Origin of the sequence: Geminicoccus sp. (assembly GCF_036263595.1) — a bacterium.
Classification (GTDB): Bacteria; Pseudomonadota; Alphaproteobacteria; order Geminicoccales; family Geminicoccaceae; genus Geminicoccus.
In genome coordinates this window covers 1-17,191 of record NZ_DATAGQ010000038.1, presented here as the reverse complement: position 1 = coordinate 17,191, position 17,191 = coordinate 1, and the positions used below count along the sequence as shown (strand labels likewise).

The 17,191-nt window shown below is 67.5% G+C and carries 12 protein-coding genes; 9 read left to right on the top strand and 3 right to left on the bottom strand.

Annotation, left to right across the window (positions count from 1 at the left end; all coding sequences use genetic code 11):
- Window positions 1-268 precede the first annotated feature (268 nt).
- Complete coding sequence (locus tag VHL31_RS03030; protein WP_329659726.1) at window positions 269-877, bottom strand: carbonic anhydrase; 609 nt, start codon at window positions 875-877, stop codon at window positions 269-271.
- A 74-nt stretch (window positions 878-951) separates the two neighbouring features.
- A complete protein-coding gene (locus VHL31_RS03025) occupies window positions 952-1,953 on the bottom strand; it encodes a TerC family protein (RefSeq protein ID WP_329659725.1) in 1,002 nt (333 codons plus the stop codon).
- Between the two features lie 358 nt (window positions 1,954-2,311).
- On the opposite strand from VHL31_RS03025, the gene ahcY reads away from it, so the two are divergent.
- The 7 genes from ahcY (at window position 2,312) to VHL31_RS02990 (ending at window position 13,254) form a co-directional block, all read left to right on the top strand.
- Entirely contained in the window at window positions 2,312-3,607 is a 1,296-nt protein-coding gene (ahcY, locus tag VHL31_RS03020) for an adenosylhomocysteinase (protein WP_349262346.1), read from the top strand.
- A complete protein-coding gene (gene tsaE, locus VHL31_RS03015; protein ID WP_329659728.1) occupies window positions 3,604-4,071 on the top strand; it encodes a tRNA (adenosine(37)-N6)-threonylcarbamoyltransferase complex ATPase subunit type 1 TsaE in 468 nt (155 codons plus the stop codon). The genes ahcY and tsaE overlap by 4 nt, the downstream gene beginning before the upstream one ends.
- Window positions 4,062-5,003, top strand: coding sequence for an aminoglycoside phosphotransferase family protein (locus VHL31_RS03010; RefSeq protein ID WP_329659723.1), 942 nt, complete (start codon window positions 4,062-4,064; stop codon window positions 5,001-5,003). Before tsaE ends, VHL31_RS03010 begins: the two co-directional genes overlap by 10 nt.
- Before the next feature lie 7 nt (window positions 5,004-5,010).
- A complete protein-coding gene (gene addB / locus VHL31_RS03005; protein WP_329659722.1) occupies window positions 5,011-7,938 on the top strand; it encodes a double-strand break repair protein AddB in 2,928 nt (975 codons plus the stop codon).
- Entirely contained in the window at window positions 7,935-11,378 is a 3,444-nt protein-coding gene (gene addA, locus VHL31_RS03000; RefSeq protein WP_329659721.1) for a double-strand break repair helicase AddA, read from the top strand. The genes addB and addA overlap by 4 nt, the downstream gene beginning before the upstream one ends.
- A gap of 92 nt (window positions 11,379-11,470) precedes the next feature.
- The gene (gene trxA / locus VHL31_RS02995) at window positions 11,471-11,791 is read left to right on the top strand and encodes a thioredoxin TrxA (RefSeq protein WP_329659727.1); all 321 of its coding nucleotides are present in this window, start codon (window positions 11,471-11,473) and stop codon (window positions 11,789-11,791) included.
- A gap of 113 nt (window positions 11,792-11,904) precedes the next feature.
- The gene (locus VHL31_RS02990) at window positions 11,905-13,254 is read left to right on the top strand and encodes a glutamine synthetase family protein (RefSeq protein WP_329659720.1); all 1,350 of its coding nucleotides are present in this window, start codon (window positions 11,905-11,907) and stop codon (window positions 13,252-13,254) included.
- 9 nt (window positions 13,255-13,263) lie between these two features.
- Here VHL31_RS02990 and VHL31_RS02985 read toward each other — a convergent pair whose 3' ends face one another.
- The gene (locus VHL31_RS02985; RefSeq protein WP_329659719.1) at window positions 13,264-14,931 is read right to left on the bottom strand and encodes a thiamine pyrophosphate-binding protein; all 1,668 of its coding nucleotides are present in this window, start codon (window positions 14,929-14,931) and stop codon (window positions 13,264-13,266) included.
- Window positions 14,932-15,078: 147 nt separating this feature from the next.
- On the opposite strand from VHL31_RS02985, the gene VHL31_RS02980 reads away from it, so the two are divergent.
- The gene (locus VHL31_RS02980) at window positions 15,079-16,092 is read left to right on the top strand and encodes a P1 family peptidase (protein ID WP_329659718.1); all 1,014 of its coding nucleotides are present in this window, start codon (window positions 15,079-15,081) and stop codon (window positions 16,090-16,092) included.
- Window positions 16,089-17,191 (top strand): ABC transporter substrate-binding protein (locus VHL31_RS02975; RefSeq protein ID WP_329659717.1); only part of this gene is annotated, 1,103 nt, incomplete at its 3' end. The genes VHL31_RS02980 and VHL31_RS02975, both read left to right, overlap by 4 nt.

The window sequence follows — 17,191 nt, the reverse complement described above, 5'->3', positions numbered from 1 at the left end:
ACAGCCCTGCCGCCCCCGCTTGAACCCGGGCGTGAACGCCCGCCTCGTCTTCGCCATCAGATCACCTTCCTCGCTCCCTTGGAGCGTATCAGAAGTGTCCACCGAAGCGGGGGAGGATCAGCTGCCGGAAGCATCCGCCCTACTTGAAGCCTTAAGTCGCGGCGCCCTGCCCTCGCCGAATTCGACCGCAGGCCCTGAGCCTGTCCGCTTCAGGCTCGCGACCTGCACATGATCGGCCGTCGCGGATCATGTGCAGGTGGATGATTGGCTACTCCACGGGAACAAGCCGGTCGTCCTTCATCTGCTCCAGAATCCCGGTATGGATGTCGAACCGGAAGCCGCACAGTTCCAGGCGTCCTGCCTGCACGGCATCCTCGATCCAGGGAAAGGTACGCAGGTGCGCGAGCGACAGGCGCAGCACCTCCATCTCATAGTACGTGAGCGGGTCCGTACAGCCCGGCTGCATCCTGCCACGGTCCAGGACCGGCTGCGCGATCTTCATCCACGGCTCGACGAAATCGCGGGCCTCGGCCGGTGCGCCTTCCACCATCGCACGCACGCCACCGCACTGGGCGTGACCCAGAACGACCACCTTGGGGACCTTGAGAACACGGACACCGAACTCCAGGGCCGCGCTCGTGCCGCGGGGTCTTCCATCGGGGCTGTAGGGTGGTACCAGGCCGGCCACGTTGCGCACCACGAAGAGCTGCCCCGGCACCGCACCGAACACGCTCTGCGGGTCCACGCGGGAATCGGAGCAGGATATCACGAGTGCGTCGGGACTCTGTCCCATCTTGGCGAGCGCCTGATAGCGCGCGCGTTCGTCGGGCCAGACGTTCTGGCGGAACTTGCGGTAACCCTGGATGAGTTGGTCCATGTCGATCTCGATGTACCCGGCAACGATGGGCCGAGGGAGCCGGGCCGGGCTCCGCTCGACCATGGTGGCGACTATCAGGCGCTGCCGCGGCTGGCCAGGGCGCTATCCGGTGACGGGCGCGTCCGCCATAAGGAATACCCGACACCCGCCGCGAGGATGGCAAAGGTGATCCCGAGCGACCACTCGGCCGGGAACTTGCTCCAGCCGAACAGGTCCGCCACGAAGATCTTGGAGCCGATGAACACCAGCAGCACCGCCAGGGCCTGCTTCAGGTAGGAAAAGCGATGCAGCACCGCCGCCAGCGCGAAGTAGACTGCACGCAGACCCAGGATGGCGAAGATATTGGACGTGTAGACGATATAGGGATCGGTCGTGATCGCGAAGATCGCCGGCACCGAGTCCACCGCAAAGATCACGTCAGCGATCTCGATCAGGACCAGGGCCAGGAACAGCGGCGTCATGAACAGGACTGGCTTGCCGCCGGGCGTCCGCGGCTGGCGCACGAAGAACCGCTCGCCGTGCAGTTCCTCGGTGATCGCGAAGCGTCGCCTGAAGAACTTCAGCACTGGATTCTGCTCCAGATCGGTCTCCTTGTCGCCCATCCAAAGCATCTTGATGCCGGTCGCGATCAGGAAGACGGCGAAGAGATAGAGCACCCAGGAGAACTCAGCCACCAGGGTGGCGCCCACCCCGATCATCAGCGCGCGCAGAACGATCACGCCGAGAATGCCCCAGAACAGGACTCGATGCTGGTAGGCTCGCGGGATGGCGAAGTAGCCGAAGATCATGGCGATGACGAACACGTTGTCCATCGCCAGACTCTTCTCGATCACGAAGCCCGTCAGGTACTCGACGCCGGCCTGGCTGCCCATCTGCAGCCAGACAAAGCCGCCGAAGGCCAAGCCCAGCACAATGTAGAACGAGGACAGCAGCAGGCTTTCGCGCACACCGATCTCGCGGGTGCCGCGATGCAGGACGCCGAGGTCGAAGGCCAGCAAGGCCACGACCAGCGAGATGAAGGTCAGCCACATCCAGATGGGCTGGCCAAGGAAGAGGTAGGTGACGAACTGGTCCATTGAAGCTCCCTCTCGACTCATCGAGGGCAGCTCGAGACCTATGGTCGGCAAACATCTGGACCCGGCATCGAGCTAACCCGATGCGGTCCGACATCACGACAGCGAAGCTATACAGCAGTGTCGCCAGAGGGGCCCGGTCCGCTCTCCTTGGATAGTGGCGCCGCCGGTGCCATTCAAGAGGGGCATGTACATTCTTTGCGCTGTGCCGCTCGGGGAGCATCACTCAACTGCCTCGACTTGCCGAATGATATGCAATATGCTTTATATCGCCGCGCTTGCCGGCCCACTCAGAATCATGCCGACGATTGGATCGTCGATGGCCGGCGCCGCTACCAGACCGGACGTACCGAAGAACACCATGGCTCAGTTCACCGACTACAAGGTCGCCGACATCGGCCTCGCCGACTGGGGTCTGCGCGAGATCCTGTTGGCCGAGAAGGAGATGCCCGGCCTGATGGCGCTCCGTGCGGAGTATGGCGACAGCCAGCCGCTGGAGGGGGCGAGAATCGCCGGCTCCCTGCATATGACCATCGAGACGGCCGTGCTGATCCGCACGCTGAAGCATCTGGGTGCTTCGATCCGCTGGTCGTCCTGCAATATCTTCTCGACGCAAGATCAGGCCGCGGCCGCGATCGCGGCGCAGGGCATCCCGGTGTTCGCCTGGAAGGGCGAGACCGAGGAAGAGTATGACTGGTGCCTGCATCAGACCGTGAAGGGCCCGGACGGTTGGACTCCCAACATGATCCTGGACGACGGTGGCGACCTCACCATCGTGATGCACCGGGACTATCCTGAGCTGATGAAGAACGTGCGTGGCATCTCCGAAGAGACCACGACCGGGGTGCACCGCCTCTACGACATGGCCAAGGCCGGCACGCTGATGGTTCCAGCCATCAACGTGAACGACAGCGTCACCAAGTCGAAGTTCGACAACCTCTACGGGTGCCGCGAGTCGCTGGTCGACGGCATCAAGCGCGCCACCGGCCTGATGATGGCAGGCAAGGTCGCCGTGGTCGCCGGCTTTGGCGATGTCGGCAAGGGCTCGGCGGAAAGCCTGCGCTCGCAGGGCGCCCGCGTCATTGTCACCGAGATCGACCCGATCTGCGCGCTGCAGGCTGCGATGCAGGGCTACCAGGTCCTGACGATGGACGAGGCGGCACCGATCGGGGACATCTTCGTCACTGCGACCGGCAACATCGACATCATCACGCTCGACCACATGCGGGCGATGAAGGATTCAGCGGTGGTCTGCAACATCGGCCACTTCGACAGCGAGATCCAGATCGCGGCGCTGCAGAACTACAAGTGGGAGGAGGTCAAGCCGCAGGTCGACGAGGTCGAGTTCCCCGACGGCAAGCGGATCGTCATCCTGGCCAAGGGCCGCCTCGTCAACCTGGGCTGCGCCAAGGGCCATCCGGCCTTCGTCATGTCCGCCTCCTTCACCAACCAGGTCCTGGCCCAGATCGAACTCTGGCAGAATGCCGAGAAGTACGAGAGGAAGGTCTACACCCTGCCCAAGCACCTGGACGAGAAGGTGGCGATGCTGCATCTCGACAAGCTGGGCGTGAAGCTGACCAAGCTGTCCACCGAGCAAGCGGCCTATATCGGCGTGACGGAAGCCGGGCCGTTCAAGCCGGAGCATTACCGGTACTGAGCCGGACGCTCACCCTCGACCTGCCGAGCCTCGCCGCGACCCATGCGTTCGCGGCGAGGCTGGCTAGGGTCCTGCAGGTCGGCGATGTGGTTGGCCTCTCGGGCGATCTCGGGGCCGGCAAATCCGAGTTCGCCCGGGCCACCATCCGGGCGCGGGCTGGTCTCGATCTGGACGTCCCCTCGCCGACCTTCACGCTCCTCCAGCTCTACGAACTGCCGGGCCTTCTGCTGGGCCATGCAGATCTGTACCGGCTGGCCAGCGCGGGCGAGGTTCTCGCCCTGGGCCTGGACGAGGTCACGCGGCAGGGAGCCCTCCTGGTGGAATGGCCCGAGCGGGCAGATGATCTTCTGCCGGCCGAGCCACTCATGCTGTCGCTGGCCGAAGGCGCGGCGCCCGACGCGCGGATCCTGCAAGTGGCGGCACCGGCATCCTGGACAGCTCGGCTGGAGGCCCTATGTCCGTGACTCGTGCCGAGCTGTTGTTGCGGTTCCTTCGCTCCACGCCTTGGGCCGATGCCAAGCGACATCCGTTGAGCGGCGATGCGTCGGGCAGGCGCTATGAGCGTCTTCATGGCGGGCCTGCCCCTGCCCTGCTGGTCGATGCGCCACCGCCCGAGGATACGCCGTTGTTCGTGCGGATGGCACGCTGGCTGTCGGCGAACGGCTTGCTGGCACCGACCATCCTCGCCGTCGACGAGGCCGAAGGCTTTCTGTTGGTCCAGGATCTCGGCGACGACCTCCTGGCCAGCCTGTGCAGCCGGGAACCGCTCTGCGAGTCACAGCACTATGGCAAGGCAGTCGACGAACTGGTCCGCCTGCAGGCAGCACCTCTTCCGGACTTCCTGCCACCCTACGACGACACTTTTTTCCTCTTCGAGATCGGAATCTTCGTCGATTGGGCGGCCCAATCGCTGCCGTTGCCGGTCCGCCAGGATCTGGTGGACCGGTGGCGGCATGTGCTGCCGGTCGCGCAGACGGGTGTCGACGTCGTGGTCCACCGGGACTTCCATGCGCTGAACCTGATCAAGGCCGGCGACCGCTTCGCCGTGATCGACTTCCAGGGTGCCCGGATCGGGCCAGCGGCCTATGACCTGGTATCGTTGCTGGTGGACGCGCGGCGCGACGTCGAGGAGGCGACGATCGCCTGCGCCAGCGATCGGTACCTTCGGGCGCGGCAGGACCTCGACCCGCTCGCCTTTTCGGCAGCCTGCGCCGTGATGTCGGCCCAGCGCACCACGAAGATCCTGGGTCTGTTCCGCCGGCTGGCCAAGCGGGACGGCAAGCCTGGCTACCTGCCGCTGCTGCCACGGGTGCAGCAACAGCTGGCACAGGCCCTCGGTCATCCGTCGCTGGAGGCGATCCGGCACTGGCATGCGGAGCACGGATTCGGTAGCTGACGCTCGCATGAGCCTCTGGTCGATCCCGTTCACCGTTCCGTTCCTCCCTGCCCTTGTCCGCGGCCTCGACGAGATGTTCGGCGAGCAGCTGGAGGAGACGCTGATCCTCCTGCCGTCGCGCCGTGCCGTGCTGGCGCTGCGCGAAGCCATGCGCCCGGCCGACGGTTCGACCAGGCTCTGCCCCCGGATCCAGCCGATCGGCGAGGTCGAGGAGGACGCGCTGCTCCTCGACCCGGTCAGCGCCCTCGACGTCCCGCCCGCGATCGACCCGATCCGGCGACGCCTCCTGCTGGCGCGCCTGGTGCGGGCCGTTGAAACCGCGTCGGGCGGTGCCCCGAATGTCGACCGCTCGATGCGGCTTGCCGGGGATCTCGCGCGCTTCCTCGACGAGATGCAGACCGAGGAGGTCGGGACCAGCCGCCTCGACCAGTTGGTCCCGGCCGAGCTGGCCGAGCATTGGCAGCGCACCCTGGCCTTCCTCAAGATCGTCGATACGACCTGGCCCGCGGTCCTGGCGGACGAGGATCGGGTGGACCCGGCCCAGCGCCGGCGCATGCTACTCGATGCGCGTGCAGAGACCTGGATCATGCAGCCCCCGTCGCATCCGGTGGTGATCGCCGGGGTGACCGGCTCGATCCCTGCCGTCGCCAGGCTCATGAAGGTCGTGAAGTCGCTGCCGAATGGGCATCTCGTCCTGCAGGGCTTCGATGCCGATGCGTCCGGTACCTGGTCGTCGACCCATCCGCTCTCGCCGCTGAACGTGCTGCTGCAGCGCATCGATGCGGCCCCGGAGGATGTACGGCTGTGGCATGGCGCCGGACGGCCGTCCCCGCGGGAGCGTCTTGCCCGGCGGATCGGAGAAGTTCTGCCTGCCGGCAGCGAGGAGATCCCCGCCGCCGCCGTGCAGGGCCTGAGCGTCGAGGTGTGGCGCGAGCCGGCAAGCGCGGCCGTGTCCGCGGCCTTGCACCTGCGCGAGACGATGGAAGTGCCGGACCGAACGGCAGCACTGGTCACCACCGATCGCAACTTCGCCCGCAGGGTCGCGATCGAACTGTCCCGCTACGGCATCACGGTCGACGACAGTGCAGGCACGCCGCTGGACCAGACACCCCCCGGGAGCCTGCTCCTGCTCGTCGCCCATGCAGCTGTCGACGGGTTCCCGCCCGCCGGGCTGCTGGCCCTGTTGAAGCATCCGCTGGTGCGCGGCCATCAGGACCAGGGCACGTTCCGGCGGATGGTCCGGGCCCTGGAGCGTGGCGTGCTGCGCGGGCCGCGGCCGGCCGGGGGCCTGGACGGCATTCTCTCTATGCTGCGCGCGGCGGAAAAGCCGCGCTGGGCGGCGCCGGTGGCGCCTGAGGAACTGGCTACCTGGTTTCGGGCATTCGCGGCCGCAGCCGCTCCGCTGGTAGCACTGCTGCATGGGAAAGACGCGGTCCGGCCGTCGGATATCCTGCAGCATCACCTGGACCTCGTGCGCTGGCTCTCCACCGACGAGGAAGGCATCGATGCCGACTTCTTCGCCCGGGAGGCAGGTGCCGAAATGGCCAGCTTCCTGCCGCGTCTTCGGCAGGCTCTGGTGGATGAGGGACCCATTCCTCCCTCGGCATGGCCGGCGCTCCTGGCTGTCCTGATGGCCGACATCCCGGTCCGGCCCAAGCGGCCCCGACACCCGAGGATCGCCATCCGTGGCCGCTTTGAAGCCCGGCTGCTGCACGCCGACCGGATCGTCGTGGCGGGGCTGGACGAAGGTGCGTGGCCGGAAGACAGCGACACCGGCCCCTGGCTGAACCGATCGATGCGGCAGACGCTTGGCCTGCCGCCAATCGACGCCAAGATCGGTGCAGCCGGCCACGACCTGCTAGGCCAGTTCGCCGCGGACGAGCTGGTCCTGATGCGCTCCCGCCGCGACCCCGAAGGTGGCCCGACTACCCCGTCCCGCTTCCTGGTACGGCTGGAGGCGGCACTACATGGTGCGGGACTGTTGCGGGACGTCCTTGCCGGTGACGGCCGCGCCGCCTTGATCGAGCGGCTCGATGCCGGTCACCCGGCCCGGCGGCGGATCGAGCGACCGCGCCCGCAGCCGCGGCGTTCTGCCCGTCCCACGGAGATCTGGGCGACCGAGGTCGAGACCCTGCTGGACGATCCCTACCTGTTCTATGCCCGCAAGATCCTGAACCTGCGCGAGCTTGAGCCTGTCGATGCGCAGGCTGGCGCCGCCGAACGCGGGACGGCAGTCCACGATGCCATGGAGGCGTTCGTCCGTGCCCATCCTGACCTCCTGCCGACGAGCCCGCTCCACGCGCTCACCGACCATGGCCGCGCGGCGTTTGCGCGCCTGGCCCACTACCCGCAGGTCACCGCGCTCTGGTGGCCGCGATTCCTGAGAGCGGCCGAGCAGGTCGTGCAGGCGGAGCTGGCCCGCCGGTGCGACGGGATCCATGTGCTGGCCGAGCGGTCGGGTGTCTGGGAGATCGTGCTGGAAGGCCGCAGGATCGCGCTGAAGGCCAAGGCGGACCGGCTGGAGCGCCGTCCGGACGGGCAGGTCGTGATCGTCGACTACAAGACCGGCAACATTCCGAGCGAGAAGGACGTGGCCGAGCTGCGGCGCCCGCAGATCCTGATCGAGGGCCTGATCGCTCGCAATGGCCGGTTCGGCAGCCTTGCGAATAGCGAGGTGGCCGAGCTGGCGCTCTGGTGCCTGTCCGGACGCGGCAGCTTCCACACCACGCTGAACGAGGCTCTGAGCGAGCACCTGGACCGGCTGGAAGAAGGCATCGTCCGCCTCCTCGCCTGGTATGACGATCCGCGCCACGCCTATGCGGCCGTCGCCAAGACCGAGGTTGCCCGCCGCCAGGACGGCTATGACCATCTCTCGCGAGTGGCGGAGTGGACGGCGGAGGCGGAGCGACTGGCCGAGCCGGAGAGCCTCCTTTGAGCTGGCGCCTGCCGCCCCCGACCGAGGCCCAGCGTGCCGCTGCCGATCCGACCTGCTCGGTCTGGGTGACCGCGAACGCCGGCACCGGCAAGACCCGGGTTCTGGCCGACCGGGTCCTGCGGCTTCTGCTCGCCGGCAATGCGCCCGAGGCGATCTTGGGCCTGACCTTCACCAAGGCTGCGGCCGCCGAGATGGTGGAGCGCATCGAGGCGCGGCTTGCCGGCTGGTCGGCGGCGAGCGAGCCGGACCTGGCGGCCGACCTGGCAGGGCTTCTCGGCCGGCCAGCCAGTGCGGACGAGGCAGCCAGCGCCCGGCGCATGTTCGACCGCGTGCTCGACCTGCCGACCGGTCTCTCGATCTCCACCATCCACAGCCTGGCCTCCTCGCTGCTGCGCCGCTTTCCGCTGGAGGCCGGCGTCTCGCCGCACTTCTCCGTCATCGACGAGCGAACCGCGGCCGAGCGTCTGGCGGCAGCGAAAGCTGCGTTGTTCGAGGCGGCGACGGTGGAAGGGTCGCCGATGGCCCTGGCGGTCGGCAAGCTCGCCGAACGCTTCGCCGACCAGACCATTGACGATGCCATCTCGGAGATCCTCCGCCTGCGCCGTCACCTTCTCGATGCGGCGGGTCCGGACGGCGACTTCTCCTCGTTCGCGCGCAAGATCAGCGAGGCGCTGGGTGTCCTGCGCGGCAGGACCGAGCTACTGACCGACTTCTGCGCCGATCACGCTGTCGATCGCGAACGCCTCGCCAGACTCCACACCCTGCTGAGCGGTGGCAGCAAGAACTATCTGGCGCGCGCCGAGCGGATGAGGGCCTGGCTCGATGCCGCAGATGCGGGCGCAAGGGCGGCCGGCTGGCCGGACTACGTGCGCGCCTGGACCAACGACAAGGGCGGCCCGTTCAAGGACATGCTCACAGCCGCCATGAAGAAGGCGGACGCGGAGATGGCCGAATTCTGCCTGGCCGAGCAGGCGCGCGTCCACGGCGTGCACCAGGCCCTGGTCGCGGCGGAATGTGCGGAGGTGACCGGTGCCCTGCTGGCCGCAGGCTTCTTCGCCATCGCTCATGCCGAGACGCAGAAGGCGTTCGAGGGCGAACTCGACTATGACGACCTGATCTCGCTGGCCGGTCGCCTGCTGAGCGATGCGTCGGTGCGGGACTGGGTGCTCTACAAGCTGGATGCGCGGATCGACCATGTACTCGTCGACGAGGCGCAGGATACCAGCCCTGCCCAGTGGGCGATCATCGAGCGACTGGTCGAGGACTTCTTCACCGGCGAGTCCGCCGGGGGCCGGCACCGGACCCTGTTCGTGGTGGGCGACGAGAAACAGTCGATCTACGGGTTCCAGGGGGCGGACCTGACCTCGCTGCAGGATGTCCGGGCAAGGCTTGAGGCCAAGGCCGCTGGCGCCGGCCGGCCGATCCGGACCGTGCTGCTGGACACCTCGTTCCGCTCCTGCGAGGCGGTGCTGGAGGTGGTCGACCAGGTCTTTGCAGCACCGGACGCGCGGGCGGGTGTGCTGGCCGACGGCATGACGATGCGCCATGCGACCAGCCGCACCGGGCTGCCTGGCATGGTTGGCCTCTGGCCGCTGGCGCCCGGCGAGGACAAGACCAGCTATGATCCCTGGCAGCCGGGGACGCGGCCGGACATCGTCGAGACCGGGCAGCAGAAGGTGGCGTCGGCCATCGCGGACTTCATCCTGCACGAAATCAACGGCGCTGGTTCGCATGGTCACTCGATGCGTGCGCAGGACTTCCTGGTGCTGGTTCGCAAGCGAGGACGGATCCAGGACCTGATCATCCGGGCGCTCAAGCGTCGAGGCGTGCCGGTCGCCGGTGCCGACCGTTTCACGCTGGTCGAGCATCTGGCGGTGCGTGACCTGCTGGCGCTGGGTGCCGTGCTGGTCCTGCCGGAGGACGACCTGTCGCTCGCCTGCGTCCTGAAGAGCCCGCTGATCGAGCTTGGCGAGGACGACCTCTTCCTCCTGGCGCACGACCGGGGCCGGACCAGCCTCATGGAACGGCTGCGCGAGATGGCGGAAGGCGGCACCGAGCCGTTCGTCCAGGCCTATGAACGGATGCGGGAATGGATCCGCCGTGCCGACTTCATGCCGCCTTACGAGCTGTTCTGCCATGTGCTGGGCACCAGCGGGGCGCGCGCCCGGTTCGTCGAGCGGATGGGCCGAGAGGTCGTCGAGCCGCTTGAGGCATTCCTCGGCGAGTGCCTGTCCTATGAGCGCGGCCATCCGGCTTCCCTGTCCGGCTTCCTCCACTGGTTGGCTGCCTCGGACGCGCAGCTGAAGCGTGACCCGGAGAGCGCGCGCGATGAGGTGCGCGTCCTGACGGTGCATGGCTCGAAGGGCCTGGAGGCCCCGGTCGTCATCCTCGCGGATGCCGGCCCCAACCAGGGTGCCCGGCACAGCAACCTGATCAAGGACCCGGAGACGGGCCTGGTGTTCCTGCGCGGCAGCAAGGGCAACCGGCCGCCATTGGTCGAGCGACTGGTCCAGGCGGAGGCCGAGCGCGAGGAAGCAGAGAACCGGCGCCTGTTCTACGTGGCGCTCACCCGCGCGCGGGACCGGCTCTACCTAGCTGGCTGGGGCGAGCAGAGCGACAAGCGCGAACCTTGCTGGCATGCCCGCGTACGTGCCGCCTTCGACCTGATGGGCGAGGTGCAGCGGATCGTCGACGCAGGTGGCCATGTGTTAGGCGGCGAGGTCCTGGTCTGGCAGCGAGGATCAGTGGTCGCGGCGAAGCGCCAGCCGGATCCGCCAGCGACGAGGCCGTCCACGGCCGACGAACCTGATTGGTTTCGCAAGCCTGCCGGCGAAGAGCTGCCTACGGTCCGGAGCCTGGCACCATCCCGCGCAGGCGGGGACGATCCGCCGGTCCAAGGAGCGCTCGGCGTTGGCCGGGCCTACGGGCTGCACGCCCACCGCCTGCTCCAATTCCTGCCGGACCTGCCGCGGACGGAACGCCAGGCCGCCACGAGCAGGTACCTGCGCCGCTTCGCGACTGACCTCGAGCCCGAGCTGCAGTTGCGCCTTGCTGCGGAGGTCGCCGCCGTGCTGGATCACCCGGACCTCCAGCCGCTGTTCGGGCCGCAGGCGCGTGCCGAGCAGGCGATCGTCGGCTCGATCGGTGGCGTGCCGGTGAACGGACAGATCGACCGGCTGGCCGTGTTTCCCGACGCGATCCATCTCGTCGACTACAAGACCACCCGGCTGCCACCGGCCGAACCTGAGCAGACGCCGGTCGCCTATCTCCGCCAGCTGGCCGCCTACAAGGCACTCTTGGAGCAGCGTTTCCCCGCACGCGCGATCCATGCTTCGCTGGTCTGGACCGACACGCTCTCGGTGGTACGGATTCCCTCGGACTTGCTGGCTGCGCATGTCCCGGTGCCAGCGCAGCCCCTCATCCCTGGGAACCTGCCATGAAGCGGCTGCCAGCTTGACGTCGCGGCAAGGCGATACCTACTTGAGGTAACAAGATGCGGCCCCTGTCGGGCCGCCATCGCGAGGCATCGATCATGGGCGTGCAAAAGACTACCGACGTCGCCTTCGACACGGATGTGCTGAAGGCACAGACGCCGGTTCTGGTCGACTTCTGGGCAGAATGGTGCGGGCCGTGCCGCATGATCGCGCCACACCTGGAAGATCTGCAGAACGAGCTGGGCGAGAAGATCCAGGTCGTGAAGGTCAACATCGACGAGAATCCGCTGACCCCCACCAAGTACGGTGTCCGTGGCATTCCGACGCTGATGATCTTCAAGAATGGCGAGTTGGCCGCCACCCGCGTCGGCGCCATGCCGAAGTCTAAGCTGGTGGAGTGGGTACACGAGAGCATCTAAGGTCGTGCTCGGGCGGGTTCGGGCTTTCTGGTCCAGACACGCCTGACGCCGATCCTACCCATTAGCTGGGAGAGAGGCCGGCGCCGGGAAACCGACGTCGGCCGTTTCATATCATGAACCCGCTCATTCATACTTTCTTCGATGAACATCCTCTGGTCGAACATGCCGACCTGCTCCTGCCCGACCTGGTCGGCGTTCCCCGCGGCAAGCGGATCCCCAAGGCGGACCTGATCTCCGGTTTCGGGGGCAGCTCCATTTTCACGAGTTCGCTCTACAGCCTGGATACGACCGGCTCGAACGTCGACCGCTCCGGTCTCGTTTGGGAGGAAGGCGACGCCGACCGGCCGCTTTATCTGGAGCCTAAGACCCTGCGCGTGGTGCCCTGGAGGAACGCGTCCTGCCAGGTCGTAGGCGAACTAACCGACCATGACGGCAGCCCTTTCCCCTACAGCCCGCGTACCGTGCTGGCCAAGGTTGCCAGACAGTTCGAGGCCCTGGGGCTCACCCCCTGCGCCGCCCTCGAGTTCGAGTTCTACCTTGTCGACAAGACCCCGAACCGTGACGGCTTTGCTGTCCTGCCGCATCTCGAGCGCTTCGGCCGTCATGCGCGAGAAGGCGAGGTCTGGACGCACGAGACGCTCGATGATTTCGGCGCGTTCTTCGAGCGGGTCGAGCAATGGTGCGATCTGCAGGAGCTTCCCTACAAGGGTGTGGTCTCCGAGTACGCGCCCGGCCAGTTCGAGGTGAACCTGGGCCATGGCACCGACATGGTTCACGTCGCCGACGAAGGGATCATGTTCAAGCGGCTGATCAAGGCGGCCGCCCTGGCATCAGGTCACCGTGCGACGTTCATGGCCAAGCCGTTCCCGGAGACCGCCGGCTCCGGCTTCCACGTCCATGTCAGCCTCCTGGACAAGGAGGGGCGCAACGTCTTCAGCGAAGTCGAGGACGGCGAAGCCACCATGAAGCGGTGCGTGGCCGGCATGCAGCGCCTACTCGCGCCCTCCATGCTGGCGCTGGCCCCGAACGCCAACAGCTACCGGCGCTTCCGTCTGCTCTCCTACGCCCCCACCACGCCGACCTGGGGCTGGAACAACCGGACCGTCGCTTTCCGCATCCCCGCCGGCTCACCGAAGGCGCGCCGGATCGAGCATCGCGTAGCCGGTGCCGACGCCAACCCTTACCTGGTTCTGGCGGCCGTTCTGGCCGGCATGCTGGATGGCCTCCTCAACGGAGGTGATCCAGGCAAGCCGATCGTGGGCAACGCCTACGAGCAGGTCCCGTCCTCGATCCCGATCACCTGGGAAGACTCGATCGAGGCCTTCGAGACCAAGTCCCCGCTCCACGACTATTTCGGCGCGGAGTTCTGCCGGGTCTATGCGACCTGCCGGGACGTGGAGCGTGAGCGCTTCGTGATGCGGATCACGCCGACGGAGTACGAGTGGTACCTTTCGATGGTCTAGCCGCGTCGATCAGCGCCCGGCCGCCCTAGCCTCCTCGCGGATCTTCGTCAGCGTCCTGACAGGTGTGATCGCCTCGGGATCCTGGATCAGGTGCAGTAGGGCGGGACCGCCCTGCGCCAGCGCCTCGTCCAGAGCCGCGGCGAAGGCGTCCGTCGTGCGCACCGTGGCGCCATGGGCGCCCATCGCGCGGGCCATGGCGGCAAAGTCCGGGTTCTTCAGTGCCGTCGCTGATTCGCGGCCAGGATGCTCCCGCTCCTGATGCATCCGGATCGTGCCGTACATGCCGTTGTCGACCACGAGCACCAGCAGCCTCGCCTGCGCCTGCACCGCGGTGGACAGTTCCTGGCAGGTCATCATGAAGTCGCCGTCGCCGGCGAACGCCACGACCGTGCGAGACGGCGCCGCGATCGCGGCGGCCACGGCGGCTGGCAGGCCATATCCCATGGAGCCGGACGTCGGCGAGAGCTGGCTGCCGGCTGTCCGGTAGCGCCAGAAGCGCTGCACCCAGATGGCGAAATTGCCGGCGCCGTTGGTGATGATGGTGTCTTCCGGGAGGCGGTGCTGGAGGTGCTGGACAACGCGCGACATGTTCAGCTCGCCCGGCGCCTCAACCGGCTCGGAGAATGCCAGATAGCGCGCATGCAGCGTCTCGGCCTCGGAGGTCCAGGGCCGGCTGAGAATGGGCTCGCGGGCAGCAAGCGCCTGCGCAGTCGCAGACAGGTCGGCGCAGATCGCGAGGTCCGGCTGGTAGACCCTACCAAGCTCAGCCGGATCCGGGTGGATCTGCACGAAGGTGGCAGCCATCCGCGGCAGACCCAGCAGCGTGTAGCCCGCGGTCGCCGTTTCCGAGAGCCGCGAGCCGAAAGCGATCAGCAGGTCGGCGGCCTTGACCCGCTCGGCGAGCTTGGGGTCCGGCCCCAGGCCGACCGCACCAGCCCAGCAGCGATGGAGGTTGTCGAACAGGGACTGGCGGCGGAAGCTGCAGGCGGCCGGCAGGTCGTTGCCATCGATCCAGCTCTCCAGGGCGGCACGTCCATCGGGGGTCCAGCCGGAACCGCCCAGGATCACGAGAGGCCGCTCCGCCTTGGCCAGAAGTTCGTTCAGCCGGTCCAGCGCGGCCGGATCGGGGTGATGGGCAACGGGCTCGACCCTGATGCCGTCACTGGCTTCGACCTTGTCGGTCAGCATGTCCTCCGGCAGCACCAGCACGACCGGGCCCGGCCGCCCGGACATGGCGGTTCGGAAGGCGCGGTGCACGTGCTCGGGCAGGCGCGCGGCGTCGTCGATTTCCAGCACCAGCTTCGCCATGCCGCCGAACAGCTGCTGGTAGTCGACCTCCTGAAAGGCATCGCGGTAGCGGGCGGAACGCTCGATCTGGCCCACCAGCAGGATCAGCGGCGTACTGTCCTGCTGGGCGACGTGCACGCCCGAGGATGCGTTGGTGGCGCCAGGAGCCCGGGTGACGAAGCAGACGCCGGCACGTCCGGTGAGCTTGCCATAGGCCTCCGCCGCCATGGCTGCCCCGCCCTCCTGACGGCAGGTGACGAACCGGATCGGACTGTCGACCAGGGCGTCCAACGCTTCCAGGTAGCTCTCGCCGGGCACGCCGAAGATCGTGTCCACGCCCTGGATCGCCAGCTGGTCGATCAGGATCCTGCCTCCGCTGCGCGTGCTCATCGCCTCTTCTCCCCTGCCTGTCGGTTCAGGTGCCGTGGCACGACGGTTGAGGCAAGCCCCGTGCAGTCTGTCCGATGGGCTGCTAGCTTCAGCCGAGGGAAGCCCGCTTGCCTTCAGGCAAGCGGGTTTGATGATCGGAGCATCCCGTTGAACGTTCGTCCCGGTCGCTGGAACAGCATTCTCGACGTGGCCGGGATCCAAGTGGGCAACGCAGAGGACCGGCGGGTGCGGACGGGGGTCACGGTTGTCCTGCCGGAGCAGCCTGTGGTCGGTGCCGTGGACGTGCGTGGCGGCGCGCCCGGCACCTGCGAGACCGAGGTGCTCGATCCGCTGAACACGGTGAACGAGGTACATGCCGTCGTCCTGTCCGGCGGTTCCGCGTTCGGCCTGGACGGGGCCGGAGCCGTGCGCAACCGGCTGGCGGCAAGGGGGATCGGGTTCCGCGTGGCCGATGCGGTGGTCCCGATCGTGCCGGCCGCCATTCTGTTCGACCTCGGCAACGGCGGCGTCAAGGACTGGGAGGAGGAGCCGCCCTATCGCCGCCTGGCCCTCGAAGCTGTCGCAGCCGCCGGGTCGGCGCTGGTGCTTGGATCGACGGGTGCAGGTGCTGGGGCACGCGCCGGGTCGGTGGCCGGCGGCCTCGGCAGCGCGTCTGCCGTCTGCCCGGTCAGCGGCTGCACGGTGGCGGCGCTGGTCGCCGTGAATTCCGTTGGCGAGCCGGGCTTTCCGGATGGCCGCACCCTACTCGCCTGGTATCTCGAGCAGGAAGGGGAGATGGGAGGCCAAGCCGTTCCATCGGGCCCCATTCCGCTCGAGCTGCGCATCAAGCGCACGGCAGCCGCAGGCGCCAACACGACCATCGGCGTGGTCGCTACCGATGCGCCACTGATGAAGGTCCAGGCCAAGCGGATGGCGGTCATGGCGCATGACGGGCTTGCGGTCGCGATCCGGCCGATCCACACGCCGTGGGACGGTGATACGATGTTCGCCCTTGCCACGGGACGGCAGACGCTGGAGGTGACGCCGGCGTTGCTGACCCGGCTGGGCGCGCTGGCTGCCGACTGCACAGCTCGTGCCGTCGCGCGGGGCATCCTCGCTGCCGATGGTCATGGATCGACGCCGTCCTGGCGGGAACGGGCGGTCGCTGGAGGATCTGGATGAAGCTGCGGGATCTCCTCTGGGGTGTGGGGATCACCCTTTTCGCCGGCATCGGCGCTGCCCATGCCCGGCATGACGTGACGGTGGGGGCCGTGCTGGAGCCCCCTCACCTCGACCCGACCGCGGGTGCAGCTGCCGCGATCGACGAGATTGTCTATGCCAACGTCTTCGAGGGGCTTACCCGGATCGCCGCGGACGGGACCGTCCAGCCGCAGCTCGCGACCTCATGGGAGGTCTCGGCCGACGGCCTCATCTACACCTTTCATCTGAAGCAGGGTGTCACCTTCCACGATGGCACCACGTTCGACGGTGCCGACGTGAAGTTCTCGTTCGAACGGGCGATGGCGGCTGACAGCGTCAACGCCCAGAAAGGATTGTTCGAGCCGATCGAAGCGATCACGGTACCGGATCCAATGACCGTCGTGATCAAGCTGAAGCGGCCGACCGGCCTGTTCACCTGGAACCTCGCCTGGGGAGACGCGGTGGTCGTGGCGCCGGAGAGTGCCACCGGCAACAAGACCAAGCCGATCGGCACTGGTCCCTTCCAGTTCGCCGAGTGGCGCCAGGGCGACCGGGTCGTTCTGACCAGACGGCCGGGCGCGGATGTCCCCTTGGCCGAGGTGACCTTCCGCTTCATCGCCGACCCGGCCGCCGCAACCGCTGCGCTCATGGCCGAGGACGTCGACGCCTTTCCCAATTTTCCCGCACCTGAAGCCCTGGTCCAGTTCGAGAGCGACCCGCGCTTCAAGGTCGTGATCGGCACAACGGAAGGCGAGACGATCCTCGCGATCAACAATGCCGCAAAACCTCTCGACGATCTACGCGTCCGCCAAGCGCTGGGCCATGCGATCGACCGCCAAGCCCTGATCGATGGGGCCATGACCGGCTACGGCTCGCCGATCGGCTCCCATTTCAGCCCAAGCCATCCAGCTTACGTCGACCTTACCGCCAGGTCCGCCTACGACCCCGAGCTGGCGAAGAAGCTCCTGGCCGAAGCGGGGGCCAGCGACCTGGAGCTCACGATCAAGCTGCCCCCACCCAGCTACGCCCGGCGCGGCGGCGAGATCATCCAGGCCCAGCTGGCCGAGGTGGGCGTCCAAGC

Excerpts from the sequence above, each read along its gene's own strand:
- VHL31_RS03030 (WP_329659726.1), bottom strand. The coding sequence starts at position 877 with ATGGACCAACTCATCCAGGGTTACCGCAAGTTCCGCCAGAACGTCTGG.
- VHL31_RS03025 (WP_329659725.1), bottom strand. The coding sequence starts at position 1,953 with ATGGACCAGTTCGTCACCTACCTCTTCCTTGGCCAGCCCATCTGGATG.
- ahcY (WP_349262346.1), top strand. The coding sequence starts at position 2,312 with ATGGCTCAGTTCACCGACTACAAGGTCGCCGACATCGGCCTCGCCGAC.
- VHL31_RS03010 (WP_329659723.1), top strand. The coding sequence starts at position 4,062 with ATGTCCGTGACTCGTGCCGAGCTGTTGTTGCGGTTCCTTCGCTCCACG.
- addB (WP_329659722.1), top strand. The coding sequence starts at position 5,011 with ATGAGCCTCTGGTCGATCCCGTTCACCGTTCCGTTCCTCCCTGCCCTT.
- trxA (WP_329659727.1), top strand. The coding sequence starts at position 11,471 with ATGGGCGTGCAAAAGACTACCGACGTCGCCTTCGACACGGATGTGCTG.
- VHL31_RS02990 (WP_329659720.1), top strand. The coding sequence starts at position 11,905 with ATGAACCCGCTCATTCATACTTTCTTCGATGAACATCCTCTGGTCGAA.
- VHL31_RS02985 (WP_329659719.1), bottom strand. The coding sequence starts at position 14,931 with ATGAGCACGCGCAGCGGAGGCAGGATCCTGATCGACCAGCTGGCGATC.